The following is a 24,389-nucleotide window of genomic DNA, read 5'->3' as shown; positions in this document are numbered from 1 at the left end:
ATTACTGCGGCACGGCAAAGGAGAGACACATGGGGAAAGTGATCGTCGTCACGTCAGGCAAGGGCGGGGTTGGCAAGACAACCTCGACCGCCGCATTGGGAGCGGCGCTGGCGCAACGCAATGAAAAAGTCGTCGTCGTCGATTTCGACGTCGGCTTGCGCAATCTCGACCTCGTCATGGGCGCCGAGCGCCGGGTCGTCTACGACCTGATCAATGTCATCCAGGGCGACGCCAAGCTGACCCAGGCGCTGATCCGCGACAAGCGGCTGGAAACGCTGTTCCTGTTGCCGGCCTCGCAGACGCGCGACAAGGACAATCTGACCGCCGAGGGCGTCGAGCGCGTCATCAACGACCTGAAGCGCTATTTCGACTGGATCATCTGCGACAGCCCCGCCGGCATCGAGCGCGGCGCAACGCTTGCCATGCGCCATGCCGACGTCGCCGTTGTCGTCACCAATCCTGAAGTGTCGTCGGTGCGCGATTCCGATCGCATCATCGGCCTGCTCGATGCCAAGACCGCCAAGGCCGAACGCGGCGAGCGGATGGAAAAGCATCTGCTTTTGACCCGCTACGACGCCAATCGCGCCGAGCGCGGCGACATGCTCAAGGTCGACGACGTGCTGGAGATCCTGTCCATCCCGCTGCTCGGCATCGTGCCGGAAAGCATGGATGTCCTGCGCGCCTCCAATATCGGCGCGCCGGTCACGCTGGCAGAAAGCCGCAGCCCGGCCGCGATGGCCTATTTCGATGCCGCCCGCCGGCTCGCCGGCGAGTTGGTGCCGATGGCGATCCCTGAGGAAAAGCGCAATATTTTCGGCAAAATCTTCGGACGGAGGGCAGCATGAATATTTTCCGTCTCTTCAACAAGCAGAGAACTGCACCGGCCGCCCGCGAACGCCTGCAGGTGCTTCTTGCCCATGAGCGCTCTTCGGCCGGTTCGGACCTGGTCACGCTGCTGCGTGAGGAAATCCTGGCGGTGATCGCAAAGCATGTCGAGCTTGATCATGACAAGGTGCAGGTGACGATCGATCGCAACGAATACGTCTCGACGCTCGAAATCGATGTCGAAATCCCGTTGAATGCGGCCGTGCAGGCCGCCTGAAAGATAGCGCCGCCCGTTACGACAACAGGCGGCGCCGGCGCTTACGACTTTCTGGCTTTTCGGTTGGCGTAACGCAGGTCGCGCGCGGCCTTTCGGGCGGCTTCATCGGCAATGACGCGGGCGATCCGGTCTTTCTCGGCCGCTTCGCGCGCCTCGATGTCGGCGCGTGCGGCGGCCTCGGCAGCCGCCTGGCGTTCTGCTTCGGCGGCTTGAGCCTGTGCGCGCTGCTCAAGCTTTAGCCGTTCCCGCTCGGCACGGCGTTCTTCCCTGGCCGCGGCGACGGCCTGACGCTCCGCCTGCTTGGCGAGCCGGGTCGGTTCAGCCTTATCCTTGGCGTCACGATACGCATTGAGGAGAGCAGCCTTGGCTTCGGCAGCGGCGCTGCGACGATCGGAAAGCTCGTTGTTTCTGGTGTTTTTCAATTCTGTTACCTGACTGGTTGACTGCGGCGTTAGAGCATGAATGCCGAAAACTGTGCGGCTTTCGGATGACCCTATGCTCTATTTCTTCGATTGGGATCCGGATGCTATTATGCCAATCCCGTTCGAAATCATCTAGATCTTGAATCACATTTTCTTTCACCGCTCAGGCCGCCGAAGCATCGCGCTTCATCGACCATGCCGGGAGCCGATCGGCGTCAGCCGGTCTCCGCGCTGCGCGCGAGCCGCATTTTCTGCGGCTCGCCATGGGCGCTTGTGCTCAGCGGCCGCCTTCGATCTTGCGGTGACGTTGATTGATGCCGCCCTTGCCATAGGGATAGTCGAAGGGCTGAGGGGCGCTCACTTCATTCAGCCTCGCCATGTCATCGTCGGTGAGTTTGAGCTTCATGGCGCCGAGATTGTCGTCCAGTTGCTCCGGCGTGCGGGCGCCGAGGATGACCGAGGTGATCGCCGGCTGCGCCGCCGTCCAGGCGAGCGCCACTTGCGCCATGCTGACGCCATGCGCCCGGGCGATTTCCTCGACAACGGCGATGATCGCCCAGGTTCGTTCCATCGCATTGCGCGGCGCATAGGATTCGCCGCCGCGGTTGGGATTTTCGCCGAGGCGGGTGGCACCGGTCGGCATCTCGTCGCGCTTGTATTTGCCGGTCAGCCAGCCGCCGCCGAGCGGCGACCACGGCAACAGGCCCATGCCGGCATCCTGGCAGGCGGCGACGATTTCGAGCTCGATGTCGCGCACCAGCAGGTTATATTGCGGCTGCAGCGTCACCGGGCGCGTATAACCGCGGGCCTTGGCGATCTCCGAGGCCTTGGCGATATGCCAGCCGACATAGTTGGAGAAGCCGTAATAGCCGATCTTGCCTGAGGAAACCGCATCGTCGAGGAAGCGCAGCGTCTCCTCGATCGGCGTCAGCGCGTCCCAGGCATGCATCTGGTAGAGGTCGATCTGCTCAAGGCCGAGGCGGCTGAGAGAATCGTCGAGCGCCTGGCCGAGATGCCGGCGCGACAGGCCGATATCGTTCGGTCCGTTGCCCATCGGAAAACGGCCCTTGGTGGCGACGATTGCCTGGCGGGCTTCGGTCGGGCGCGCCTTCAGCCAGCGTCCGATGATCTCTTCCGACTTGCCGGCGCTGTAGACATCGGCGGTATCGATGAAATTGCCGCCCCAGGCGAAATAATCGTCGAGCAGCTTGTGCGAGGCCGCTTCGTCGGCCTCCGCGCCGAAGGTCATGGTGCCCAGGCAATAGGCGGTGACGACGGTCCCGCTGGGACCGAGCTTGCGATAATCCATTTCTTCCTCCTGATGCAGAGGCCCGCAGCCGACGCGCAAAATCGCCGGGATAGAAGCCGGGGCTTCCGCAATCTAATGACAATATCGAGCCCGAACAGGATGATTTGAGGCCGTTCGGCCTAAAATCATCCTGTTCTGAATTTGAGAGAGAGCATGATGTCGTCCGAAAACCGCTTACACTTTTCGGCATCATGCTCCGGGCGGCCGCTTGCCGCCGGATGACGTCTGGCGCCCTGGCTCATCTGGCGCAGGGGCTGGAGCAACATACCCAATCCCGCCCGTGCCACAAGTGGGAAAAAATATTCCCGCGGGCCATCGCGGCCGGCGACTTACGCTTTTCTCGACAGCGACCCGGCAATCAGATCGGCTGCGGCGACGCCGGTCTCGTAGGCGCCGTGCGCCGTCGAATAACGCGCGCGCGAACAGGCTTCGCCGGCAAAGAAGATCCGTCCGTCATGCGGTGCGGCGAGGACCCCGCGCAGATCGGAGGCGCCGGGTTCGGCATAGGAATAGGAGCCGCCGATATGGGGTGCAGCGGCCCAGGCCGAGATCGCGGCCACCGACAATTGCTTGCGGATATCGGCGCCGAATTGTGCCGCCAGCTCATCTCCAGCGAAGGCAAAGGCGGCCTCTTTCCCCTCCCGCTCCAGATCATGCGCGAGGTCGCCGGCAAAATAGGCTTCGACGACAGGAGCGCCGAGCGGCCGGAGCTGATAGGTGCCGGTGGCAGCACGGCTGACGGAGCCGAGCATATGGGTATCGGCCGGCAGCGCCTCCGGATGGGCGAGCCTAAGGAAGAGCTTGTCGGCAAGCCCGAGCGGCAGGCGCGCCGCCGCCTCGACCTTCTCGGCCAAGGGAGGGTCGAAGACGATCCTGCCCGTGGCAAGCACATTGGTGGAAACGGTCACCAGCACCGCACGGGCGCTGAGCCCACCCTGGTTCGTCTCGATGCCGACACCGCCGGCAGGGCGGTGGTTTATGCGCGTGACCTCGACGCCGAGCCTTGCCGGAACCGGCCTGCCGTAAAGCGAGATCAATGTTCCATAGCCCTGGCGCACCCGCCAATCGGGGCCGGGGCCGGGGTCGTATCTGGTGTAGTCGACGACCGACGAGCGTTCCAGCTCGGCGCCTGTGATATAAGTACCGATCGCCCGGATCTGGCCGTTCCAGGCATTGCCGGGTTCGAGCATCGCGGCCAGATTTGTGTCATCGCCCTCATGACTGTCGAGCCGTTCGAAATAAGCGGCGATCGCCTGTTGCGCGGCCTGGGTTTCCGCATCGTCGCGCTGCAGCCGCCGGCCGCCGCTCCAGGGCGCCGGTGTCCGATCGACCGTCAATCCGACCGCGTCGGCAAGACCGGTCCAGGCATTGGTCCGCGCCCCGTGCAGCCAGCCGCAGCCGAGATCGAGCGCGATATCGGATGCTCCGGGCAGCGCGACCGACCAGGCCCTACCGCCGAGACGATCGCCGGCTTCCAGAAGCAGGATCGAAAGATCCGGGCGGATCGCCTGCAGGTGCCGGGCGGCGGCAATGCCGGCGGCCCCGGCGCCGATGATGACGACGTCCTGTTCGACACCCTTACCGTTGTCACCGGGCATGGCTTTTCCTTTGGCTTCTCGCGCTCAGCTAATCTTTCATGCCCACGAAAGGCAAGGGCTGGGGATAGCGCCGCGCGCGATGGATTAAACCGCGTCTGCGTGACATACAGGTCCGATGAGCGTGCAGAGAGATTCGCAACTCGACATGTTTGCCAAGCCGTCGCCGGCAGTCGCCAAGGCGCGCGCTCCCTCGCGCCGGCCGACGTTGCAGCCGGCCGCCAGTTCCGCTGAAGACATGGCGCGTACGCTTGAAGAAAGCGGCAACTACCGCATCCTGCGGAAACTGACCGCCCGGCCGATTGCAACGGCCAGACGGCCGGAGTTTTCGCGGCTCGGCGTCATTCTCGATACGGAGACGACCGGTCTCAATCACCGCAACGACGAGATCATCGAAATCGGCGCTGTCGCCTTCACGTTCGACGATGGGGGCGGGATCGGCGACATTGTCGGCATCTATGGCGGCCTGCAACAGCCGTCGCGGCCGATACCGCCGGAGATTACCCGGCTGACGGGGATCACCGATGCGATGGTCGAAGGCCAGGTCATCGATATAAGGTCGTTGAGCGCCCTGATCGAGCCGGCCGATCTGATCATCGCCCACAATGCCGGTTTCGACCGGCCGTTCTGCGAGGCCTTCTCCAGGATTTTCGCCGGCAAGGCCTGGGCGTGCTCGGTGTCGGAGATCGATTGGAGCGTCCGCGGCTTCGAAGGCACGAAGCTCGGTTATCTCGTCGGCCAGGCCGGGTATTTCCACGACGGTCATCGCGCGGTGGACGACTGCCACGCGCTGCTGGAAATCCTCGATCGCGAGCAGGGCGACGGCGAAAGCCCGTTCGCCGAGCTTTACCGCGCCAGCCAGCGCTCGCGTATTCGCATCTTCGCCGAACACAGCCCGTTCGAGATGAAGGACCATCTGAAGGCGAGGGGTTATCGCTGGTCGGATGGCAGCGACGGCCGGCTGAAGTCCTGGTGGATCGAAGTCGGCGAAGACGATCTCGACGACGAGCTTTCCTATCTGCGCTCGGAAATTTACCGGTGGAAAGAGGCGGAGCCGCCGATCGTGCGGCTGACGGCCTTCGATCGCTTCAAACTCTGACCGCGAAACGGTTCGGACGCTGATCGAAAATAGCCCCAAATATGCCGACCCATGCAAACGTCGCATAGGTGCAGTGATGCATTGGCGCTGCAACTATCGAAGGGCTCGTACTATATACCTCTCATCGAAGCGAACGAAGCGCCAAGGACTGGCAGCTAGGCTTCGAAAGCCCACGGAAAGGGGATCATCATGAACGTAGCACGCTCTTTCAATAACTGGCGCAAGTACCGTCAGACGGTCGCTGAACTGGGCCGTATGTCCGCGCGCGAACTGGACGACCTCGGCATCGGCCGCGGTGACATCCGCAACGTCGCCCGCGCTGCCATCGCCCGCTAACGGCCTGTAGACTAAGCATTTATCAAGAGTTTGGCCGGCGCCTGCTTTCTTCAGAAGCGGGCGCTTTGCTTTTGTGCTTCTGGCAGGCCGGGACCGGGCGATCAAGCCGTCCGCTTTTCGCATAACGCATAGCTGCCCTGCAAAGAAATGCCTACCAACTGAGCAAGAAATAAGTATGATTATTTCTATCGAAGCGATGCACCTCCTCCCGCATCCCTTCGAGATGCAGGCGCCCCATCCTCCTCCCAGGGTCGTCTGCGGGAACGGCAGCACTCCTCCTCCCAGCTGTCGTTCGGTTTTTTTCGAAAGCCTGCCGCACCTCCTCCCGCGGCAGGCTTTTTCGTTTTTGGCCGATCGCGCCGAAAACCACGGCTCGCCATCCGTTACCGGGCGATGGTGGCTCTTTCCTGCTTATCGCTGATTTTGCTGGTGATTTCTGAGATCGCCGCCGGTTGTGGCTGCGTGCTGCAGAAACATATTGACTCCGAATTTGTCGTACAACTATGTAACCATTCGGTTCACTGCCGAGCGAAACGGATCGACGAACGGATCCGGCGTCGCTGGAGCAACGACGCTTGACGACAACGAAACTGAAGGAATTCTGACATGCAGATCGACGTGAGGCACGCCTCTCATCCCGAGGCCGTGCGCAATTACGACACCGAGACGCTGCGGCGTCACTTTCTGGTAGAAACCGTCTTTGCGGGCGGCGAGATCCGGCTGACTTATTCCCATTACGACCGCATGGTCATCGGCGGCGCGACGCCGCTCGCCGATGGATTGCCGCTGACGGCGCCGACCGCGATCGGCCAGGAAACCTTCCTTGCCGAGCGTGAACTCGGCGCGCTGAACATCGGCGGCGCCGGCCGCATCGTCGTCGACGGCACGAGCTACGATCTTGCCAAATATGATTGCCTCTATGCCGGCAAGGGCGCCAAGGACGTGCGGTTCGAGAGCGTGGACGCCGCCGATCCGGCCAAATTCTATCTGGTCTCGACGCCGGCGCATCAGACGCATCCGACCGTGCTGCTCACCCGCGAAAAGGCCCGCCACCTGACGCCAGGCGACGCCGCGACGGCCAACAAGCGGTCGATCTACCAGTTCATCCACCCCGAGGTTTGCCAGTCCTGCCAGCTGACCCTCGGCTTCACCATGATCGAGGCGGGCAGCGTCTGGAACACTATGCCGGCCCATACGCATGACCGCCGCATGGAAGCCTATCTCTATTTCGATCTCGAAGCCGAGCAGCGTGTCTTCCATTTCATGGGCGAGCCGCAGCAGACCCGGCATATGCTGGTCGCCAACGAACAGGCGGTCATCTCGCCGCCCTGGTCGATCCATTCCGGCGCCGGCACCAAGAATTACAGCTTCATCTGGGCAATGGCCGGCGACAATAAGAGCTTCACCGACATGGATCACATCGCCATTGCGGATCTGAGGTGAGCGCCGTGGCCAACCCCTTCGACCTCACAGGCAGGACTGCCGTCGTCACCGGCGCCAATACCGGCATCGGCCAGGCCATCGCGGCAGCGTTGGCCGAGGCCGGCGCCTCGATCGTCGCCGTCGGGCGCTCCTCGATGGAGGAAACCGAGGCGCTGGTGAAACAGGCGGGCAGCCGCTTCCATGTCGTCAAGGCCGATCTCGGCACCATCGAACCGGTCAAGGGGATTGTCGCCGAGGCCATCCAGACCTTCGGCGGCCTCGACATCCTCGTCAACAATGCCGGCATCATCCGCCGCGCCGATGCGCTTGATTTCACCGAGGAAGACTGGGACGCGGTGATCGACGTCAACCTGAAGACGGCTTTCTTCCTGTCGCAGGCGGCCGGCCGACACATGGTCGAAAAGGGCAGGGGCAAGATCATCAACATCGCCTCGCTGCTCTCCTTCCAGGGCGGCATCCGCATCCCCTCCTATACCGCCTCGAAAAGCGGCCTTGCCGGACTGACCAAGCTGCTGGCCTGCGAATGGGCCGGCAAGGGCGTCAACGTCAACGGCATCGCGCCCGGTTATTTCGTCACCAACAACACCACCGCGCTGCGCGAGGATGCCGACCGCAACGCCGCCATTCTTTCGCGCATTCCGGCCGGGCGCTGGGGAACACCTGCCGAACTCGGCGGTGCCGCCGTCTTCCTGGCATCCTCAGCCTCCGACTACGTGCACGGAACGGTGCTGCCCGTCGATGGCGGCTGGCTGGCGCGGTGATCCGCGTCATCAAGACCTGTCGTGACCGACGTCGTTTTGCCTTTCCTGCCGGCATGCGTTAGCAAAAGGAAATGAGGCTGGCGCGGCCGCATCGGGGGCAGGATCGACACGAGATGACGGACAGGGACAAGGCGGTCACCACCACTCGGCAGCTGCCGAACCTGCGCAGCGGCCTTGCCGATATGCTGATGGCGCAGATCGAATCCGGCGACCTCAAGCCAGGCCAGCGCCTGCCGACCGAACAGGCGATCATGAGGGCCACCGGCGTCAGCCGGACGATCGTTCGCGAAGCGCTGGCGACGCTGCGCGCCAAGGGGCTGATCACCACACGGCAAGGGCTCGGGGCTTTCGTTTCCAACGATCCCAACCCGCGATCCTTCTCGATCATTCCCAACGACCTGCAGTCGATCGACGAGGTTCTGCGCGTGCTGGAGCTGCGCATGGGGGTCGAATACGAAGCCGCCGGTCTTGCCGCGCTGCGGCGCACACCTGAAGATCTCGGCCGCATGCAGGCTCGGCTCGATGCGCTCGACAAGGCGCTGGAGGAGGGCGGATACGGCGCGCAGGAGGATTACGCCTTCCACCGGTCGATCCTGGTCGCGACGCAGAACTCCTATTACGGCCGCCTGTTCGATACGTTCGGCGACATCATGGTGCCGCGGCAATGGGCGCGCCTGGACAAGATGACGGCGGCCGAGCGCAAGCGCCATGCCGCCCGCATGCGCCGGGAGCACCATGCCATATTCACGGCGATCCGCGACGGCGAGGAAGCCGCCGCCCGCCGCGCCATCCGAACACACCTGTCGAAGAGTGCGGCGCGCTTCGAAGAGTTGCGCGACGCCAGCACGTCCTCTTGAAATATTAGGCCGTTGGCTTCGGCTTCATCAGCCGCCGCCAGGCGGCGTGATCCGTCTGCAGCTCCACGGAAGCGTGAGCCTGAGGCAGCAGCGGTTTGCGTCCGCGCCGGCCGAAGCGCCGTTTGAAGCCGAGGATATTTTCGACGAAGCTCCTGGTGTAGAGCCCGGGGCCGCTGGAATAGATACGCCATCCGCCGTCGACGGCGACTTTTCCCGCCTTGACGCGCTCCCATTCGGCAGCCGCCTGATAGCGGTCGTGGAAGGCCGCATCGCTGCTGCTGAAATAGGTATTGCGCTGGCGCAGCGAGGCATGCGGCAGCGCCGTGGTGACGGCGATCGGGTTGACGACCGAAATTGCCTTCCAGAGTTCGTCCGCTTCGGCGCCCAGGGCCAGCGTTTCGCAATAGCGCAGATGCGCATGCACATACATCAGCCCGATCTCGCGGCCGAAGAAGGAGGAGGATTCGGCGCGGCGAAACAGCGTCTCGGGTCCGCCGGCATAGGTGGCGGGCTTTTCCATCAGCCGCACGCCGTCGGGGAAGAGCAGATGCTCCTCGATCAGCGTCATATGGTCCTGCCTTTGCGCCGGCGTGAACAGCCCGCCGAGCATCGACTGCGTCATCGAGATCAGCGAGTAGGAGAGGCCGGTGCGCTTATCGCTCGGGTGCAGCAGCAATTCGACACCGTCATGGGCAGGATCGAAGATGCCGTAACCGGCGACGATGCCGTCGCGCACGAGATGGCGGTTGAAATCCCGGCGCATCGCCGTGGCGATCTTCCTGAGCGCCTTGGCCTTATCGCGCTGGCCGAGGCGGCGCAGGATCGCGGAATAACGGACGATCTGTTCGTAGAGCAGGGCGACGGTCCAGCTGCTGACCATCCAGTCGCGCAGATGCGGATCGGCCGGCTGCAGGGAATCGTTCCAGTCCCCCTCGCCATAGCGGATCAGGTGCGTTCCCGGGATGAACTGGCCGCGGACGGTATCGAGCAGTTTCTCGACATGGATGGCGATGGTGTCGGTCTCCGCCGCCTTCTGCATGGTCTTTTCGTCGCGCCAGGAGACCTTCTCGTCGAGGATGGCGAGATCACCCGTCGCTTCGATATAATCGCAGAGCGCCTTCAGCGGCCAGACGACGATATCGCCGTGGCTGTCACCCGCCCTGATATTGGCATAGGGCTCCAGCATGAACCATTGCGGCCAGTCGCCCATCTCACGATATTGTTCGCTGAAGACGGTTTTCACCACCTCCTTGGCTTCGCGGTCATGCTCGTAGGCGAGCAGGAATTCGATCGGGCCCTGGCAGGCGTCGCGCGTGCCCCAGGCCGCACCGGTATATTGCTCGAGGCCGTGCGGCACGCTCAAATGCACGATGGCATCATGCGCGAGCCAGGGCAGCAGCGTCGCCTGTGCGGCAAGATCTGCTGAAGGGCTGTCGATCATTGTGTTTCCGATCGTCAGGCCGCGCACGGTGTTGCGCCAGAATTTGGAGGCCGGCGCCAGCATGGCTTCATCGGTGATGCCGGCCTGATACCGCTCTGCCAGCCGCCCGGCTTCTGCAGCATCGGTCATCGAGCCGACGACGGCGAATGAGAGCGCCTGTGTCGGCTGCGAGCGCAGCGCGACGAAAGCGCCGTTGCGTGGCATCCCATCGCTGTAAAGCAGTTCGTCGCCGCCGATCTCCTCGATGGCATCGGGCGTCGAACTCACCAGCCAATAACCGGCATCGGGATAACGCTCACCCCAGAGCCAGGCCGGGTCCGGCCGGAAATGGATACGCTTGCCTGCGGTATCGAATTCGATCTGACCGCCGGCGTCATATTCACGCTCGCCGAGCACGACATGGCCGAACACCAGGAAGCGGCAGGGCTTGCCCTCGACGGAGACCGTCCACTGCATCGCCGCATCCTTGCCGGAGGCGACCGCCGCAACGGTGATCGTGCGGCCGGCGCACTGATAAATCCAGCGGCAGTCGCTGAGCCCCATTTCGAAAGCCGAGGGCACCGCCAGCAACTGCCAGCCGTCGCCGACATCCGCCATGATGCGCAGCCCGCTGGCGCGCGTCAGGTTGTAGGGATCGCGGGAGACGGAAAAGAGCTTGTGAAAGGAGGTATTGCCGATCGTCAGCTGGGCGGCAAAAATGCCCTGCATCCAGCAGGTCGCGGCAAGGGTGGAATCGTCGAGCAGCATATTCTCACCGCTTCTGACGATCGCACCGTGACGGCGCGCCACCATAAGTTCCTTGTCGCGCAGCACGACGTGACGGTTCAGCGCGCCATCCGGTACGAAGAACGACAGCAGCTTTCCGCCGGCGCGCTCTTCCAGGCTCCGCTCGGGATAAAGGCGGCCGATCGCCTTTTTGTCGAGCAGCTCGACCTCCAGCAGAGACGCGTCCTGCAGCAGGCTGCGGACCGGCGCCGTCTCCTCGAGATCGCCGGTCACACTCTCTGCCGCCGCAAGCCCGTCCAGCCGAAGAAGATCGGCATCGCTCGACGCCTCGGGATGATCGGCTGTAAAGAGCGCGAAGAAGGTCGCAGTCGCGCCGCTTGCCGAAATGGAGAGCGATTTCGACTGGATGGCCGGACATGCCGTCTCCTGCTGCCGCCGCGTGCTTGGCAGGCTGGTGCCGAAGGGGCCGACCAGCCGGTCGTCGAGACGGTTTTTCGCCTGCACCAGCTGGATAGCATCCGTGGCATAGCCAGCTGCACCGTCGAGGCAGCCCTGGACGAGCCAGGGATTGCGGCCACCACCCTGTTTGAGATTTTGCCGGTTCATGACCACGGAACCAAACATCTGATGATCGGCGATATGGTGATCGACATATTGCGAGGCATAGGCTTCGCTGTTCATCAGGAAGCCTCGATCGCCGAGGCCGACATCCTGGATCAGCACCAGATCCGCCGGCAGCGTTTTCCCCTTCAGATGCCGGAGGGCGACGCGCCAGAACCAGGCCGCCTCGGTGGGATGCAGCTCGAGCCGGACATTATAGCCGATATCGCCTGTTTTTCCGCTCCACGAAAAGCGCGTCGCATCATATCCGAAACCGCCATTGGCGCGCGGCCCAACGATTTCGACGACCTCAGGCCGAGCGCCGCCGATGCGCAGATAAAGCCGCCCGATCCCGCCGATCAGCGGCGAGCCCTGGATCTGGTTGATCTGCACCGATCCCTTGTCGTCGGCATATTCGATGGCAAACAGCGTGCCGTTCGGCAGCGCCGATATCGACAGGCCGGAACCGTTGCTGATCGCAAGGAGGCCAAGCTCGTCGCGGCGGGGCATTTGAAAACTGCGGGCTGGGTCCGGGGCCATTGAGATCTCTTCGATTGGCGTCAGAAGGGAATCGAAGGATGACGCAAAATGATTGAGAGAAATCTTACCGGCGGCCGGTCGATCGGCAAGCTTTCGTCAGTGTCACCGGCTGCGCCCCGAGTGATTCAAACCATTGATGCTGGACGCCATGGATGACAAGGGCCGTTGAAACAGCTTTGACGGGACCTGGAGACCTGCCGCTGTCTCTGAGAATGCAGGGGGCCATGAACGCTTAAAGGGGCCGCGCGCCCTGGTGCTGGCGAAGTCAGATTGCAGTCGTACACCCCATTGAGCAATGCAATGGACGCCGTATCGACGGGGGCTCCCAATGAGATGCTTTTTGCTTGGCGAATTGGCTTAACTCTGGGTAAGACCCTCTCTTTCAAAGAGGGCAACATGCGAAAATTATTATTGATTCTATTCAGCTCGGTCATCGTCGCGGGAACAGCTCACGCTCAAGCGAGAGTTCAGGCCACCCACAGCAATCGCCTTATTGAGAGCTATCGCGCCTATATCGGCAACGCTGATCTTTACAATTCAAATGGGGCTAGAATGACCCAGCCATGGCAGATCATCCGACAAGACAGGGCGAATTTCCACCAGTACCACGTGCGCGATCGTGACGATCAATCAGACTCGTTCTTTGCTGACCCGGTAAATCGCCAGGCTCTGGAGCAGATGCTTCGGAACGGAACGATGACGCCAGAGTCCGCCAATATGATCGTGCGTGGCAGCGTATGGATTGATGTGGATATCTACGGTGGCCAAGGAACCGGTCGCTGGATCGACGTTACTGTATCTGATTGATATTTCCCGCAGCGGGCAGCCGCGTCGACGTATGGCTGGCGAGCAACCTGCGACGGCGCCCGATCCGACTATCGCTGCACGATCACCCGCGTCCCCGGCTGGACCATATCGTAGAGTTCCTCGACATCCTCGCGGTACATCCGAAAGCATCCGCTCGATGCATTGGTGCCGATGGAGGCGGGGTCATTGGTGCCGTGGATGCGGAGCAGCCCGTCGGCGAGGTAAATAGCGCGGGTTCCAAGCGGATTGGCAGGGCCGGCCCTCACGACCGCTGGAAGCCTCGGGTTCTTCTGTCGCATGCTCGCCGTTGGCCGCCATTCGGGATGCATTCGCTTGGATACCACCCGGGTTGATCCGTACCATTGCTTGCCTTCACGGCCGACGGCGATTGGGTAGGCGAACTGCTCACCCGATGACCTGGTGTAAATAAGGGTATGCTCACGCGTGGCGATCACGATGGTTCCCCTTGCACTTCGTGCTGAGCGTTCCCTGCGATCATACAGAGGTTCCTGATAGCGAGGGGCAGGGTCGTAATACGGCGGAGGCGGATACGGGCTGTACGGGTCATCATACTCGTAACTGCCGTAGTCGTCGTATCCGTCATACGGTTCATAAACTTGGGCGTGAGCTTGAACCACCGTCAGCAAAACGGCCACAGCAAGAAGAGCCAGCAATCTCATTTTTCGCCATCCGCCTGTATCTGCAGCATGATTGGATCGAATTCTGTGGCGGCACTATGACCATTGCCCATTTGGGGTAGCCTCGCCTCGATCGCAATGCGCGACCGCGGGCAAGTTCGTCAGCAACCGTCTTCACCCCGACGCCGGCCGTCTGGCGAAGGGAACGCAGACGAGGGCGCAGCCGGTGAGGATGGCGATGACCATCCAGGCTTCGTTGATTGCCTGGACGCTGGCCGCGGTCTGGACCAGCGGATCGAGCAGCGCCGTGGTGTCGGCATCGAAGCTGCCGCTATGTCCCGATATGGCCTGAAGCGGTGCGCCGGCGAAGGTCGCCGCCTCGACGTCGCCGGCCTGAAGGCGCGCCCAGAGGGCTTGGCCCAGCGGCTCCGAGCGGGTGTAGATGATCGTGTCGATCAGCGCGATGCCGATGGCGCCGCCGAGATTGCGCATCAGATTGAAAAGCCCGCTGGCATCGGGGATGCGGTCGGCCGGCAGCGTGCCGAGCGCCAGCCGCGTCGGCGGCAGCAGGCAGAACATGATGGCGACGCCGCGCACGATCTGCGGCCAGAACATCGCATCGTAATCCGAGCGCGGATCCTGAAAGGCGCTCATGCCGACGCCGATCGCAAACAGCGCGAAACCGACAGCCGACAGCAGCCGCGCATCCATGCGCTTTTCCAGCGCGACCGCGACCGGCGCGGTGACCAGCTGCGCGATGCCGGTGACCAGCATCGTCATGCCGATTTCGAGCGCGTCGTGGCCCCTGACGAACGCGAGAAACACCGGCATGAGATAGACCGAGCCGAACAGGCCGATGCCGAGCACGAAACTCAGGACCGAGCCGACAAGAAAGTTCCGGTCGGCGAAATTGCCGAGATCGACGATCGGCCGGCGCCGGCGCAGCGTCCGCGCTGCGAACGCGCCGCCCGACACGAGGCAGACGGCCAGCAGGCCGAGCACATAGGCCGAGGCCCAGCCGCGGGTCGGCGCCTCTTTCAAGCTGAGTTCCAGGCTCGTCAGCGCCATCGCCATCAGGACGAGCGACAGGCCATCGAGATGCCGGAGTTCGGACGGATCGGCCGCCTGCCGCGGCAGGAAACGGGCGGCCAGGATGGCCGAGGCAATGCCCGGCAGGATGTTGATCAGGAACAGCCAGTGCCAGGAATAGGTTTCGGTCAGCCATCCGCCGACGATCGGCCCGACGGTGGGCGCCAGCACCGCCAGCACGCCGGCGATCGTCGTCGCCAGCGCCTGCCGCTCGTTGGGGAACAGGATGAACACGGCTGAAAACACCGAGGGGATCAGGGTTCCGCCGGAAAAGCCCTGCAGCACCCGCCAGGCCACCAGCGCGCCGAAGCTGCCGCTCATCGCACAGCCGGCCGAGGCCGCGACGAACAGGCTGATGGCGGTCACGAACAGCCATCGCATCGAAAGCAGCCGGGTCAGTAGACCGGTCAGCGGGATCGCCACCACTTCGGCGATGAGATAGGCCGTCTGTATCCAGCTCATCTGATCGGGATCGATATCAAGCGCCGACTGGATCGTCGGCAGCGATGTCGCCACCACCTGCACGTCGAGGATCGCCATGAACATGCCGACGCACATGGCGAGGAAACCGAGCCAGACGATGGCGGGCGGTTTGTCAGGACGGGCAGGTTCAGGTCGTTTCAGCATACGATGATCCCGCGAACGGGCATTGTCCGCCCCGGAGAGAAGATCGACCATGTTTGCGATCGAGACGATCGACATGTCAACCGGCATATCAGGGCAAAGGGATCACCAAATAGAATCGAGCCCGACCGGGAAGCCGGGCTCGGCGTCGACCTTTAAATGTGAGCCTTATCGTACTTAAAAGTACCTTATTGTTGACGCGATGCCCATCGCCCGAATTTTATTCGCAAGGCGTCCAACAGAAATTTCAGATCCGCAATTGACGCCTCGGCGGGAGACCGACTATCAATATTAAATCAATTTGATTGATCTCAAATTTCACTTTCGCTCCCGGCATCCTGTCGGAATGTTCAGCAGCTGGTTTTCCTGAAGGAAGAGTGACCATGTCCACACCGCGACCGACAGCCCTGCGGCTCGAAACCCTTTGGAACCCGCCTGCCGACGGCAAGGAATTCTCCTATGTCCTGCGCCTCAAGAACCTCGGCAGCGAGCCGCTGTCGAATGTCTCGCTCTGCGTCAGCGGCCCGGGCCGCGTCGATCCAGCCGGACGGGTCGAAGGCGCGACGATCTCGCGGCGGCTCTCCAATTTCACCGAATTCCAGCCGCCGGCCGGTTTCGTTCTCGCCGCCGGCGAGACCTGGACGATCTCCGTCTATGCGCTGAGCTGGCAGTTCCGCCACTGGACGGACGGCGCGACCAGCGCCTATCTCGCGCTTTCCGACGGCGGCACCATCTTGCTCGGCATCGAGCCGACGCGCTCTTCGGTCAGCAATGCGGGTCTGAAGCGGGGCGCCGAGATCTATCCCGTTCCCGTCAATGCGCCCGTTCAGGTGTCGATCATTCCCTGGCCGAACCATGTGGCGGTCGCTTCGCGCCGGCCGCTGCCGGCCGGTTTTGCGCCGCAGGCTGAGAGCACCGAAGGCGAGGCGGCGGCGCAAGGCTTTGCGGCGCTGGTCGACCATCTCTTCGCCGTCGAAGGCATCGTGCGCACCGAAGCCGAAGGCGCAGTACCGGTCATCCTGAAGGATGCCGCCGGCTTCGGTCCCGAAGCCTATCGGCTGAGCTTCGACGAGGAGAGGCTGACGGTCGAGGCGAGCAGCCGCACCGGCTTTCTCTACGGCCTGGTGACCCTCGGCCAGATCTGGCGCGGCGCCAGACTGCACCCCGGCGTCTTTCAGTTTCCGGCCTCGGGCGAGATCGTCGATGAGCCGGCGATGGGCTGGCGCGGCCTGCATCTCGATGTCGCCCGCCAGTTTTACGGCGCGGCCGAGGTCAAGAAGCTGATCGCGGTGCTGGCCTGGAACAAGCTCAACCGCTTCCACTGGCACCTGTCCGACGATGAGGCCTGGCGCGTCGAGATCGACGCCTATCCCGCCCTGACCGAGATCGGCGCCTGGCGCGGCCACGGCCTTGCGGTGCCGCCGCTGCTTGGGTCCAGCCCGGCCCGAACCGGCGGCTACTATCCCAAATCGGTCATCCGCGAGATCGTCGCTGCGGCCAAGAGCTTCGGCGTCGAGATCGTGCCGGAGATCGACATGCCCGGCCATTGCTACGCCATGCAGCAGGCGATCCCGGAGCTGCGCGACCCGGCCGAGACCGGCAGCTATTATTCGGTTCAGGGCTTTCCCGACAATTGCATCAATCCCGCCCTCGAGAAGACCTACGAGATCGTCGAGACCATCCTTTCGGAACTCATCGAGCTCTTCCCGTTCAAGGTGATCCATCTCGGCGCCGACGAGGTGCCGCTCGGTGCGTGGTCCGGCTCGCCGGCCGCGCTCGCGCGCCTACGGGCGGTGGCCGGCGACGCGGTTGCCGACGCGCATGCCAAGCGGCTGAACGTCGTGACCAACACGCATGGCGCCGACGATATTCATGGCTCGGGTGCCGCGATCCTGCAGGCGGAATTTCTGGAACGCGTGCAGCGCTTCCTGGCGAGCAAGGGCTGCATCACCGGCGGCTGGGAAGAGGCGGCGCACGGCGATGTCATCGACAAGGAGAAGAGCTATCTCTGCAGCTGGCGCAATGTCGAGGTCTCGGCCGAGCTCGCCGAACGCGGCTATCAAATGGTCGTCTGCCCCGGCCAGGTCTATTACCTCGACATGGCGCTGAGGCCCGATTGGGACGAGCCGGGCGCCAGCTGGGCGGGAACGTCGGATGCGGAAAAACTCTACAATTTCGATCCGCTCAGTGGCTGGACGCCAGCGCAGAAACAGAAGCTGCTCGGCATTCAGGCCTGCATCTGGTCCGAACCGATGACGGACCGCGCCGTTTTCGACCGCCTCGTTTTCCCGCGCATCTCGGGGCTTGCCGAAACCGGCTGGACGAAACCCTCTTCCAAATCATGGGAACGCTTCAAAGCGCTCGCCGGGCTGATGCCGCTGCTTTACGGGCTGCAGCAGTCGTAAGGCGACGACCGGGACCGTGACGGAACGGTCCCGATCGGCTTCTGAGGCACCCGATCGGGTTAGCGTGGTAAGTCTTGTAGAATATGCGAATGTACGCATAATCCCTGCGGCTGGCGCTGCCAGGCAAGACCGATCGCGAGCTTCGGGGGTATTCCCATGGAAACAATCGTCGAGGACGCCCAAGCCGGCGTCGTGTCGCCCGAACTCGTGGTCGACGCCCTGTTTGCATGCCGGAAGACGGCAGCGATCAGGGCGGCCATCGAGCTCGATCTGTTTACGCATATCGGCGAGGGCAAAACGGCAGCATCGCTGGCGTCGGCAACAAGTGCTGCGGAGCGCGGCGTGCGCATCCTCTGCGACTACCTCGTGGTCCATGGCTTCCTGACGAAGGAGAGCGGGCAGTACCGGATGACCCCGGCGACCAAAATGTTCCTCGATCGCAATTCGCCGGCCTATATGGGCTCCGCTATCGAGTTCGTCGCCGCACCCGAAATACTGGATAATTTTCTGCGCGATCCGGCCGCCGTCGTGCGAAACGGCGGTTCGCCCGGGCTCGCGAACATGTCGCCGGACAATCCCGTGTGGTTGAAGTTCGCGCGCGGCATGGGCTCCTTCACCGGCCTCAGCGCCAAAATACTGGCGGACGAAATCTCCAGCTGGCGGGGGTCTCCCAAAAAGGTTCTGGACATCGCCGCAGGTCCAGGTCTTTTCGGCATCGAAATTGCCAAGGCCTTTCCATCGGCAGAGATCGTCGCCGTCGACTGGGCCGCGGTATTGGAGCTGTCGCGGCAGAATGCGGGTAGAGCCGGCGTGGCTGATCGGTATCGAACGATTGCCGGCAGTGCCTTCGATGTCGACTGGGGCAGGGATTACGATCTCGTCCTGCTGCCAAATTTTCTGCACCACTTCGATCTGCCGACATGCGCAGGGCTGCTGCGAAAGATCATCGCGAGCCTTGCAGAGGATGGCCGGATCGTTGCGGTCGATTTCGTGCCGAACGAAGATCGCGTGTCGCCGCCTTTTCCGGCGGCCTTCTCCTGGGAGATGCTCGCCGGCACACCGGCGGGCGACGCTTATACGCAAAGTGAGCTGACCGAGATGGCAAAACTGGCCGGCCTTGCCGGCGTCACGGTCAAACCGATGCCGCCAACGCCGGCAAGCCTCATTCTGTTTGAATAGCCGGTGAGCCTTCGCCTAGAACGGGATGATTTTAGGTCCGGTCGGCCTAAAATCTGAATCCTGTTCTAAATTAAAGGGTTAGAGCATGATGTCGCCCGAAAACCGCTCACACTTTTCGGCATCATGCTCTAGCCGACCGGCTTCTGCAGCACGTCGAAGCGCGGATTGGTTTCGGAAAAGATCGGCAGGGCGGCGGCGCCGAGGATGGCCGTGTCCTTGCCGGTCATGCCGATCATGACGCGTGGAATGGTCTGTTTGCGGTTGGGGTCGATCGGGGTGTGCAGCGGCTCCAGCCGTTCGGCAAGCCGGCGCATCAGCGCTGTCGACAGGCTGCCGCCGAGCACGATGGTCTGCGGGTCGAAGGCAAGTTCGAGAAAGTCGAGGGTCTGCCGCAGCGGCTGGACGGCCTGGTCGAGCCAGGCATCCAGGCCTTCGCCGCCCCTGGCGATCAGCGTGTCGAGATCGTCAGGCGACAGCTCCTCGGCATTGGCGATGCCCATGAATTCGTAAGCGACGGTCGGTGAGACGTAGCGGTCCAGGCAGCCGCGCTTGCCGCAGCTGCAGAGTTTGCCGTGCGGCTCAACGATGATATGGCCGATCTCGCCGGCATTGTTGCGGCTGCCCTTGTAGAGGTGGCCGTCGAGGAACATGCCGGCGCCGATGCCGCCGCCGCCGGCGAGAAACAGATAGACGAAGCTGGCCAAGCCGCGGGCAACGCCGTGAAGCCGTTCGCCGATCGCAGCCGCGGTCGCGTCGTTTTCGACCAGCACCGGCACCCTGACCCGCTGTTCCAGCTCGTGGCCGACGGGAAAATCCTGCCAGCCGGGCAGGCTCTGCGGGCTGAGAGAGGTGGTGCCGCCATCGGCATAGCGGCCGGGCAGGGCCATGCCAACGCCGAGCAACCGGTTCCGGTCGAAGGCGAAGGCCCGCTGCAGATCCTCGACGAGTGCTTGGAGAACCGGCAGCGCCCTTTGCGGATCGGGATGTTCGACATGACGCTCGATGCGGGCGCAGACGGCACCGGAGAGATCCGTCAGGACGCCGCTGGCACGCTGGCGGCCGAGTTCGAGGCCGATCGAATAGGCGCCGGCGGGATTGATCGAATAGGGGATGATCGGCTGTCCCCGCGCCAGCTTCTGCGCCTCGGCCGGCACGAGAAGATGCGACCGCTCCAGTTCCTCGACGATATTCGACACGGTCTGGGCGGTCAGCGCCGTCATCCGGGCGATCGCCGCGCGCGACAGGGGACCGTGCGTGCGGACGGCCTCGATCACCACACGCCGGTTGTGAGACTTGGCCTGCTCGAGATTCGTGCCGGAGATCGCCTTCATGTCGCCTTCAAAGGAAATGGTGCCTCACCCTTGTCACAAGACGGATAGCGATGAAAGCCACATTCTTCGTCGGGTCTATTCAACATTGGCATCGGCAGGCGCAACGGCATTGCGCCGCTGCAAGAGGCCGAGGATTGCGATCCCCGACAGGCCGGTGACGGCGCTGAGGATGGCGGTTCCGGAATAACCGGTCGCCCAAGTGCCTGAAGCAAAGACCAGCGCGCCGATGCCGGCGCTGGCAAAGATATTGACGGAGATCAGGGCGCTGCCGAGCCCCGGCCGATCGGCAATCAGATCCTGCAGATAGGTGATCGGAATGCTGATGATCGCCGCGGCGCCGATGCCGGCGAGCAAGGTGAGCGCATAGAGGTGCCACGGCTCGGAGGCAAAACCGAGAAGGCTGAGGAACACGGCATAAATGATGGTGCCGGCGGCAAGCGCCGTCATCTGGCCGGCGCTGCGGGCAATCCGCGACCAGACGATGATGAAGACGATCTCCAGCAGGGCGACGATGCCGACCAGAATGCCGACGTCACTCAGCGCGGCATGGGCGGCGCCGGTGGCGATCAGCGGCAGAAGCGCGTCGTTCAGATGCAGCGTGCTTGATATCAGCGCCACGCCTGCGATATGCGCCGAAATCCGCGGCGAAACCACCTGCCTGAGCGCACCGAGATAGCTGAGGTGATGAACCGCGGCCATTTTCGCTCCGGCCCGTTTCGGCAGGGCGAAGAGGATGATGCCCTGGCACAGAAGGCAGGCGATGGCCGCGAAGAGATAGGCCGGCAGCATGCTCGATGCACCGGAGAGCACAAGGCCGGTAATGCCCGGAATCAATACCCAGGAGAGCGAGATCATCGCGCGCACGCCGGAATTGGCCGTCACCATGTCATTGCGGTTCATGCCCTGCATCGCCGCGCGCGCATTGGCAAAGAGCAGCGAATTCAGCGCCCCGAAGATCGGCAGCGGCAGCAGCCCGCTAATGGCGAAGATCGCTGCGCTCGGAAAGGCATAGACCATGCCGTAACCGACAATGCCGAAAATGCAGGCGCCGATCATCGCCGATCGATACTCGCCGAGCCGATCGGCGAGGTTGCCGAGCAGGACGCTGACGACGACGTTGACCGCCGCCGAAGCGAAGCTCAGGAAAGAATAGAGGCCGTCGCTCAAACCCAATTCGCGGATGCCGACGATCGAGCGATAGGGCGCCGTCATCGCCCCCGCCATGCCAAAAGTGAAAATGGCGATCATGCTGGCGCGGATCGCCGGGTTGCGGAAAACGTCGGGGAAGAGGCGGCTCATGGGGTCATCAATCGTCAGGGAAATCGGCAGGCGCGGCCGCGGCGGGCAGTCTCGAAAATCATGTCATGTTTCGGCTCGGAGATTGGAGCCTGAATATCAGTAATGTTCCGATTGCGAGAAGGTTCTCGCAAGTTCGGCCTGGCCGGCGGTCAGGCCGCAATCGACGGGCAGGCAGACACCGGTGATTGCTGCGGCGAGCGGACCGGCCAGGAAGCCGACGGCATTGGCGACATCCCGGGGATCGACGACGCGCTGCAGCGGATACCAGCGGCGCGCCTCCTCGAAGACATTCGGATTGGCGGCGGCGCGTTTCTCCCAGGCCTGCGTCTTCACCGTGCCGGGCGCGACGGCATTGGAGCGGATGCCGAACTTGCCGTATTCGACGGCGACCAGCCGGGTGAAATGCAGAAGGCCGGCCTTGGCGGCGCTATAGGCCGGATGCCCGAAGACATGCATGCCGTTGACCGAGGCGATGTTGACGACGGAGCCTTTCGAGATCTTCAGCATCGGCTCGAAGGCGCGGAAACACAGGAAGGCCGCTTCGAGATTGAGCGCATTATCCGCCCGCCAGATCTCCGGCGTCGTCTCGTGCAGGCTGGTGGCCCGCGCGGCCCCGGCATTGTTGACCAGCGTTCGCACCACGCCGTCCTCGGCGGCGCGTCCGGCCAATTCCGATATGCTCGCCTCGCTGGTCACATCGCATCCGGCGGCCACGAAGCGATCGGCCGGCCCGAGCTTCGAGGCGACGGCTGCCGCCGCGGCGGCATCGATATCGGCGAGCAGCACGACATCATGGTCATCGGCGAGGCGGGCGGCGATCGCAGCACCTATATCGCCGGCAGCGCCGGTCACGATGGCTATCGACTTCGTCATGTTCCGTCGCTCCCGTTCATGAGCCTCAATCTCCAAGCAATTGCCGGTCGTCGCCGTCGCGGTGGATGACAAGCTGCTGCTTGATGCGCCGCAGCGTGGTCGTCGCCTTCGGCTGAACGGCATAGGCGACCAGGCTCGAGAGAATATCGACCGTCGCGATGTAGGCGATGCGCGTCGAGGTCGGACGATAGATATTATTGCCTTCCGGAAGGTCGATCGGCACGACGATTTCGGCCGCCTTGGCCACCGGGCTTGCCGTCTGGGTCAGCGCGATCGTTTTCACCTTGGCGCCGCGGGCAAGCTCGAAGGCCCGCACCAGCTCCAGATTGCGCCCGGAGAAGGACGAGCCGATCAGCACGTCGCCCGGCCGGGCCGCCGCCGCCATCATCAGCTGCATGCTGTGATCGGAACTGGCGGTGATGCGAAGCCCGAGCCGGAAGAGCCGGTTCTGCAGCTCGTCGGCGATCATCGACGAATTGCCGCCCGAGCCGAAGGCATAGATCATGTCGGCCTTGGCGATATGCGAAACGGCCGCTTCGATCGCCGCCAGATCGAGCGACCGGTGCAGCAGAAACAGCGCGTTCTGCGCCTTGGTGATGATATCCTGGGCGACGTCGGCCGGATCGGTGCTTTTCGATTCCGGCTTCAGATAGCGCACGCCGATATGGGCGGTGCGGGCGAGCTGCACCTTGAAGTCGGAAAAACTCTCGCAGCCCAGCCGCCGGCAGAAGCGGGTGACGGTCGGCGGCGACACTTCGGCGCGTTCGGCGAGCTCGATGATCGAGGCGTTCACGGCGAACTCGAAATCGTTGACGATGATCTCGGCGATGCGGCTTTCGGAGGGAGAGAGCCGGCCCTTGTCTTCCTGCAATGTCGAAAAGATATCCAAAGCCGCTCCCGCCCTTATTCCCTATGCACCCTTCTTCTTATAGGCCACGCAGTCGATCTCAACCTTGCAATCGACCATCATCGACGATTGCACACAGGCGCGCGCCGGCGGATGCTCGCCGAAATACTCCTGATAGATCTTGTTGAAGGTCCAGAAGTCGCGCGGATCGTCGAGCCAGACGCCGACGCGCACGACATCCTCGACGCCGTATCCGGCCTCTTCGAGAATCTCAAGCACATTGGCGATCGTCTTGTGGGTCTGGGCGATGATGTTGCCGTCGATGATCTCGCCATCTTCCATTGCAACCTGGCCGGAAACATAGAGCCATCCGTCGGCCTCGACCGCACGCGCGAAAGGCAGCGCCTTGCCGCCGGCCCCCGTTTGAACAGTGCCATAGCGCTTGATGGGCATGCTGAAGTCCTTGCAAATTATTTTCTTGATAAGTTGACAAATGACCATAGAAAGCAGAATTTGACCAGTGAAAAACATGGATTATGAAAAGAATTTCAATCCGGGGCTGATATGCGCGACCCTTTCCAGAATCCCTTCCCCTCCGACAGCGCCCGGCAGGCGATCTGGGAAATGCTCGTTCCGCGCGATATCGACGCTTTTCTCGCCGCCGACTGGTCAAAGGTCGAGGATGATTTCGTCGAAGAGGGCTTCATCGGCATCGATGCCCAGAAGCAGGTCAGCCCCGACAGGTGGCGGCTGGCCTTTCCGACGCTGTCGGCCTATCGCCAGGAATGGCTGAGGCAGGCGAAGGATTTTGCCGAGCAGCGTTTCGCGGAAGATGCGCGCACGGCGATCTTCACCACGACGACGCTCGAGGATATCGAGATCGAAGGCGAGATGGCGCTGGTGCGCAAGAAATTCGACGGCGGCATCACCAGGGCTGACGGCACCCGCGACGTGCTGCAATGGCAGACGCTCTATTATTGCCGGCTGCACCAGGGGCGCTGGAAGATCTCAGGTTTCACCGGCTACCTGCCGAACCCGATGGGCTAAAGCGGGAAGACAACACGAA

Annotated in this window: 22 protein-coding genes; 11 read left to right on the top strand and 11 right to left on the bottom strand. The window is 63.0% G+C overall.

Features of this window, described 5'->3' with window-relative positions; all coding sequences use genetic code 11:
• The first annotated feature begins 29 nt into the window (after nt 1-29).
• Both minD and minE read left to right on the top strand, forming a co-directional pair.
• Nucleotides 30-845, top strand: a complete 816-nt coding sequence (minD, locus tag AMK05_RS29470) for a septum site-determining protein MinD (RefSeq protein WP_003594851.1) — start codon at nt 30-32, stop codon at nt 843-845.
• Nucleotides 842-1,102 carry a cell division topological specificity factor MinE gene (gene minE / locus AMK05_RS29465; RefSeq protein WP_049734360.1) on the top strand — a complete coding sequence of 87 codons (261 nt, stop codon included), beginning with the start codon at nt 842-844 and terminating at the stop codon, nt 1,100-1,102. The genes minD and minE overlap by 4 nt, the downstream gene beginning before the upstream one ends.
• Before the next feature lie 41 nt (nt 1,103-1,143).
• On the opposite strand, the gene AMK05_RS29460 is transcribed toward minE, so the two are convergent.
• The 3 genes from AMK05_RS29460 to AMK05_RS29450 form a co-directional block, all read right to left on the bottom strand.
• On the bottom strand, nt 1,144-1,524 hold the full coding sequence (locus AMK05_RS29460; RefSeq protein WP_064843607.1) for a DUF6481 family protein: 381 nt from the start codon (nt 1,522-1,524) through the stop codon (nt 1,144-1,146).
• A gap of 277 nt (nt 1,525-1,801) precedes the next feature.
• Nucleotides 1,802-2,833, bottom strand: coding sequence for an aldo/keto reductase (locus AMK05_RS29455; RefSeq protein ID WP_064843605.1), 1,032 nt, complete (start codon nt 2,831-2,833; stop codon nt 1,802-1,804).
• 329 nt (nt 2,834-3,162) lie between these two features.
• On the bottom strand, nt 3,163-4,431 hold the full coding sequence (locus tag AMK05_RS29450; protein ID WP_064843602.1) for a flavin monoamine oxidase family protein: 1,269 nt from the start codon (nt 4,429-4,431) through the stop codon (nt 3,163-3,165).
• Nucleotides 4,432-4,546: 115 nt separating this feature from the next.
• On the opposite strand from AMK05_RS29450, the gene AMK05_RS29445 reads away from it, so the two are divergent.
• From AMK05_RS29445 to AMK05_RS29425, 5 genes are all read left to right on the top strand, one after another.
• Nucleotides 4,547-5,527, top strand: coding sequence for a 3'-5' exonuclease (locus tag AMK05_RS29445; RefSeq protein ID WP_064843600.1), 981 nt, complete (start codon nt 4,547-4,549; stop codon nt 5,525-5,527).
• Between the two features lie 189 nt (nt 5,528-5,716).
• Nucleotides 5,717-5,863 (top strand): DUF1127 domain-containing protein, encoded by a 147-nt coding sequence (locus AMK05_RS29440; RefSeq protein ID WP_003594835.1) that lies wholly within the window; start codon nt 5,717-5,719, stop codon nt 5,861-5,863.
• A gap of 606 nt (nt 5,864-6,469) precedes the next feature.
• Nucleotides 6,470-7,306: a 5-dehydro-4-deoxy-D-glucuronate isomerase gene (kduI, locus tag AMK05_RS29435; RefSeq protein ID WP_064843596.1), complete on the top strand. Its 837-nt coding sequence runs from the start codon at nt 6,470-6,472 to the stop codon at nt 7,304-7,306.
• Nucleotides 7,303-8,067: a 2-dehydro-3-deoxy-D-gluconate 5-dehydrogenase KduD gene (gene kduD / locus AMK05_RS29430; protein WP_269466007.1), complete on the top strand. Its 765-nt coding sequence runs from the start codon at nt 7,303-7,305 to the stop codon at nt 8,065-8,067. Before kduI ends, kduD begins: the two co-directional genes overlap by 4 nt.
• A gap of 113 nt (nt 8,068-8,180) precedes the next feature.
• Nucleotides 8,181-8,924, top strand: a complete 744-nt coding sequence (locus tag AMK05_RS29425; protein ID WP_064843848.1) for a FadR/GntR family transcriptional regulator — start codon at nt 8,181-8,183, stop codon at nt 8,922-8,924.
• 4 nt (nt 8,925-8,928) lie between these two features.
• Here AMK05_RS29425 and AMK05_RS29420 read toward each other — a convergent pair whose 3' ends face one another.
• Nucleotides 8,929-12,231: a GH36-type glycosyl hydrolase domain-containing protein gene (locus AMK05_RS29420; protein WP_064843594.1), complete on the bottom strand. Its 3,303-nt coding sequence runs from the start codon at nt 12,229-12,231 to the stop codon at nt 8,929-8,931.
• A 396-nt stretch (nt 12,232-12,627) separates the two neighbouring features.
• On the opposite strand from AMK05_RS29420, the gene AMK05_RS29415 reads away from it, so the two are divergent.
• Entirely contained in the window at nt 12,628-13,038 is a 411-nt protein-coding gene (locus AMK05_RS29415; RefSeq protein ID WP_064843847.1) for a hypothetical protein, read from the top strand.
• 68 nt (nt 13,039-13,106) lie between these two features.
• Here AMK05_RS29415 and AMK05_RS29410 read toward each other — a convergent pair whose 3' ends face one another.
• Together AMK05_RS29410 and AMK05_RS29405 are read right to left on the bottom strand one after the other, a co-directional pair.
• Nucleotides 13,107-13,718, bottom strand: a complete 612-nt coding sequence (locus AMK05_RS29410) for a L,D-transpeptidase (protein ID WP_064843593.1) — start codon at nt 13,716-13,718, stop codon at nt 13,107-13,109.
• 132 nt (nt 13,719-13,850) lie between these two features.
• A complete protein-coding gene (locus tag AMK05_RS29405) occupies nt 13,851-15,392 on the bottom strand; it encodes a DHA2 family efflux MFS transporter permease subunit (protein ID WP_064843846.1) in 1,542 nt (513 codons plus the stop codon).
• Nucleotides 15,393-15,772: 380 nt separating this feature from the next.
• Here AMK05_RS29405 and AMK05_RS29400 point away from each other — a divergent pair, with 380 nt between their 5' ends.
• Both AMK05_RS29400 and AMK05_RS29395 read left to right on the top strand, forming a co-directional pair.
• Nucleotides 15,773-17,794 (top strand): beta-N-acetylhexosaminidase, encoded by a 2,022-nt coding sequence (locus tag AMK05_RS29400; protein WP_064843591.1) that lies wholly within the window; start codon nt 15,773-15,775, stop codon nt 17,792-17,794.
• A 156-nt stretch (nt 17,795-17,950) separates the two neighbouring features.
• Complete coding sequence (locus tag AMK05_RS29395) at nt 17,951-18,973, top strand: class I SAM-dependent methyltransferase (protein ID WP_064843589.1); 1,023 nt, start codon at nt 17,951-17,953, stop codon at nt 18,971-18,973.
• Nucleotides 18,974-19,101: 128 nt separating this feature from the next.
• On the opposite strand, the gene AMK05_RS29390 is transcribed toward AMK05_RS29395, so the two are convergent.
• The 5 genes from AMK05_RS29390 to AMK05_RS29370 all read right to left on the bottom strand — a co-directional run bounded on the left by AMK05_RS29390 (nt 19,102) and on the right by AMK05_RS29370 (nt 23,776).
• Nucleotides 19,102-20,304, bottom strand: coding sequence for an ROK family transcriptional regulator (locus AMK05_RS29390; RefSeq protein ID WP_064843587.1), 1,203 nt, complete (start codon nt 20,302-20,304; stop codon nt 19,102-19,104).
• Nucleotides 20,305-20,379: 75 nt separating this feature from the next.
• Nucleotides 20,380-21,603 carry an MFS transporter gene (locus AMK05_RS29385; protein ID WP_064843585.1) on the bottom strand — a complete coding sequence of 408 codons (1,224 nt, stop codon included), beginning with the start codon at nt 21,601-21,603 and terminating at the stop codon, nt 20,380-20,382.
• A gap of 96 nt (nt 21,604-21,699) precedes the next feature.
• Nucleotides 21,700-22,476 carry an SDR family oxidoreductase gene (locus AMK05_RS29380; protein WP_064843583.1) on the bottom strand — a complete coding sequence of 259 codons (777 nt, stop codon included), beginning with the start codon at nt 22,474-22,476 and terminating at the stop codon, nt 21,700-21,702.
• Between the two features lie 25 nt (nt 22,477-22,501).
• Nucleotides 22,502-23,365: a MurR/RpiR family transcriptional regulator gene (locus AMK05_RS29375; RefSeq protein WP_064843581.1), complete on the bottom strand. Its 864-nt coding sequence runs from the start codon at nt 23,363-23,365 to the stop codon at nt 22,502-22,504.
• A gap of 21 nt (nt 23,366-23,386) precedes the next feature.
• Nucleotides 23,387-23,776, bottom strand: coding sequence for a RidA family protein (locus tag AMK05_RS29370; protein WP_064843579.1), 390 nt, complete (start codon nt 23,774-23,776; stop codon nt 23,387-23,389).
• A gap of 111 nt (nt 23,777-23,887) precedes the next feature.
• Between AMK05_RS29370 and AMK05_RS29365 the strand changes: the two genes are divergently transcribed.
• Nucleotides 23,888-24,370, top strand: coding sequence for a hypothetical protein (locus AMK05_RS29365; protein ID WP_064843577.1), 483 nt, complete (start codon nt 23,888-23,890; stop codon nt 24,368-24,370).
• Nucleotides 24,371-24,389 lie beyond the last annotated feature (19 nt).

The organism is Rhizobium sp. N324, assembly GCF_001664485.1.
GTDB lineage: Bacteria > Pseudomonadota > Alphaproteobacteria > Rhizobiales > Rhizobiaceae > Rhizobium.
This window is presented reverse-complemented; position numbering and strand designations above follow the sequence as displayed.

Excerpts from the sequence above, each read along its gene's own strand:
- AMK05_RS29395 (WP_064843589.1), top strand. The coding sequence starts at position 17,951 with ATGGAAACAATCGTCGAGGACGCCCAAGCCGGCGTCGTGTCGCCCGAA.
- AMK05_RS29440 (WP_003594835.1), top strand. The coding sequence starts at position 5,717 with ATGAACGTAGCACGCTCTTTCAATAACTGGCGCAAGTACCGTCAGACG.
- AMK05_RS29450 (WP_064843602.1), bottom strand. The coding sequence starts at position 4,431 with ATGCCCGGTGACAACGGTAAGGGTGTCGAACAGGACGTCGTCATCATC.
- AMK05_RS29400 (WP_064843591.1), top strand. The coding sequence starts at position 15,773 with ATGTCCACACCGCGACCGACAGCCCTGCGGCTCGAAACCCTTTGGAAC.
- AMK05_RS29365 (WP_064843577.1), top strand. The coding sequence starts at position 23,888 with ATGCGCGACCCTTTCCAGAATCCCTTCCCCTCCGACAGCGCCCGGCAG.
- AMK05_RS29420 (WP_064843594.1), bottom strand. The coding sequence starts at position 12,231 with ATGGCCCCGGACCCAGCCCGCAGTTTTCAAATGCCCCGCCGCGACGAG.
- kduI (WP_064843596.1), top strand. The coding sequence starts at position 6,470 with ATGCAGATCGACGTGAGGCACGCCTCTCATCCCGAGGCCGTGCGCAAT.
- AMK05_RS29390 (WP_064843587.1), bottom strand. The coding sequence starts at position 20,304 with ATGAAGGCGATCTCCGGCACGAATCTCGAGCAGGCCAAGTCTCACAAC.
- AMK05_RS29380 (WP_064843583.1), bottom strand. The coding sequence starts at position 22,476 with ATGACGAAGTCGATAGCCATCGTGACCGGCGCTGCCGGCGATATAGGT.
- AMK05_RS29370 (WP_064843579.1), bottom strand. The coding sequence starts at position 23,776 with ATGCCCATCAAGCGCTATGGCACTGTTCAAACGGGGGCCGGCGGCAAG.
- AMK05_RS29410 (WP_064843593.1), bottom strand. The coding sequence starts at position 13,718 with ATGAGATTGCTGGCTCTTCTTGCTGTGGCCGTTTTGCTGACGGTGGTT.
- AMK05_RS29405 (WP_064843846.1), bottom strand. The coding sequence starts at position 15,392 with ATGCTGAAACGACCTGAACCTGCCCGTCCTGACAAACCGCCCGCCATC.
- AMK05_RS29415 (WP_064843847.1), top strand. The coding sequence starts at position 12,628 with ATGCGAAAATTATTATTGATTCTATTCAGCTCGGTCATCGTCGCGGGA.
- AMK05_RS29385 (WP_064843585.1), bottom strand. The coding sequence starts at position 21,603 with ATGAGCCGCCTCTTCCCCGACGTTTTCCGCAACCCGGCGATCCGCGCC.
- AMK05_RS29455 (WP_064843605.1), bottom strand. The coding sequence starts at position 2,833 with ATGGATTATCGCAAGCTCGGTCCCAGCGGGACCGTCGTCACCGCCTAT.
- AMK05_RS29425 (WP_064843848.1), top strand. The coding sequence starts at position 8,181 with ATGACGGACAGGGACAAGGCGGTCACCACCACTCGGCAGCTGCCGAAC.
- minE (WP_049734360.1), top strand. The coding sequence starts at position 842 with ATGAATATTTTCCGTCTCTTCAACAAGCAGAGAACTGCACCGGCCGCC.
- AMK05_RS29445 (WP_064843600.1), top strand. The coding sequence starts at position 4,547 with ATGAGCGTGCAGAGAGATTCGCAACTCGACATGTTTGCCAAGCCGTCG.
- minD (WP_003594851.1), top strand. The coding sequence starts at position 30 with ATGGGGAAAGTGATCGTCGTCACGTCAGGCAAGGGCGGGGTTGGCAAG.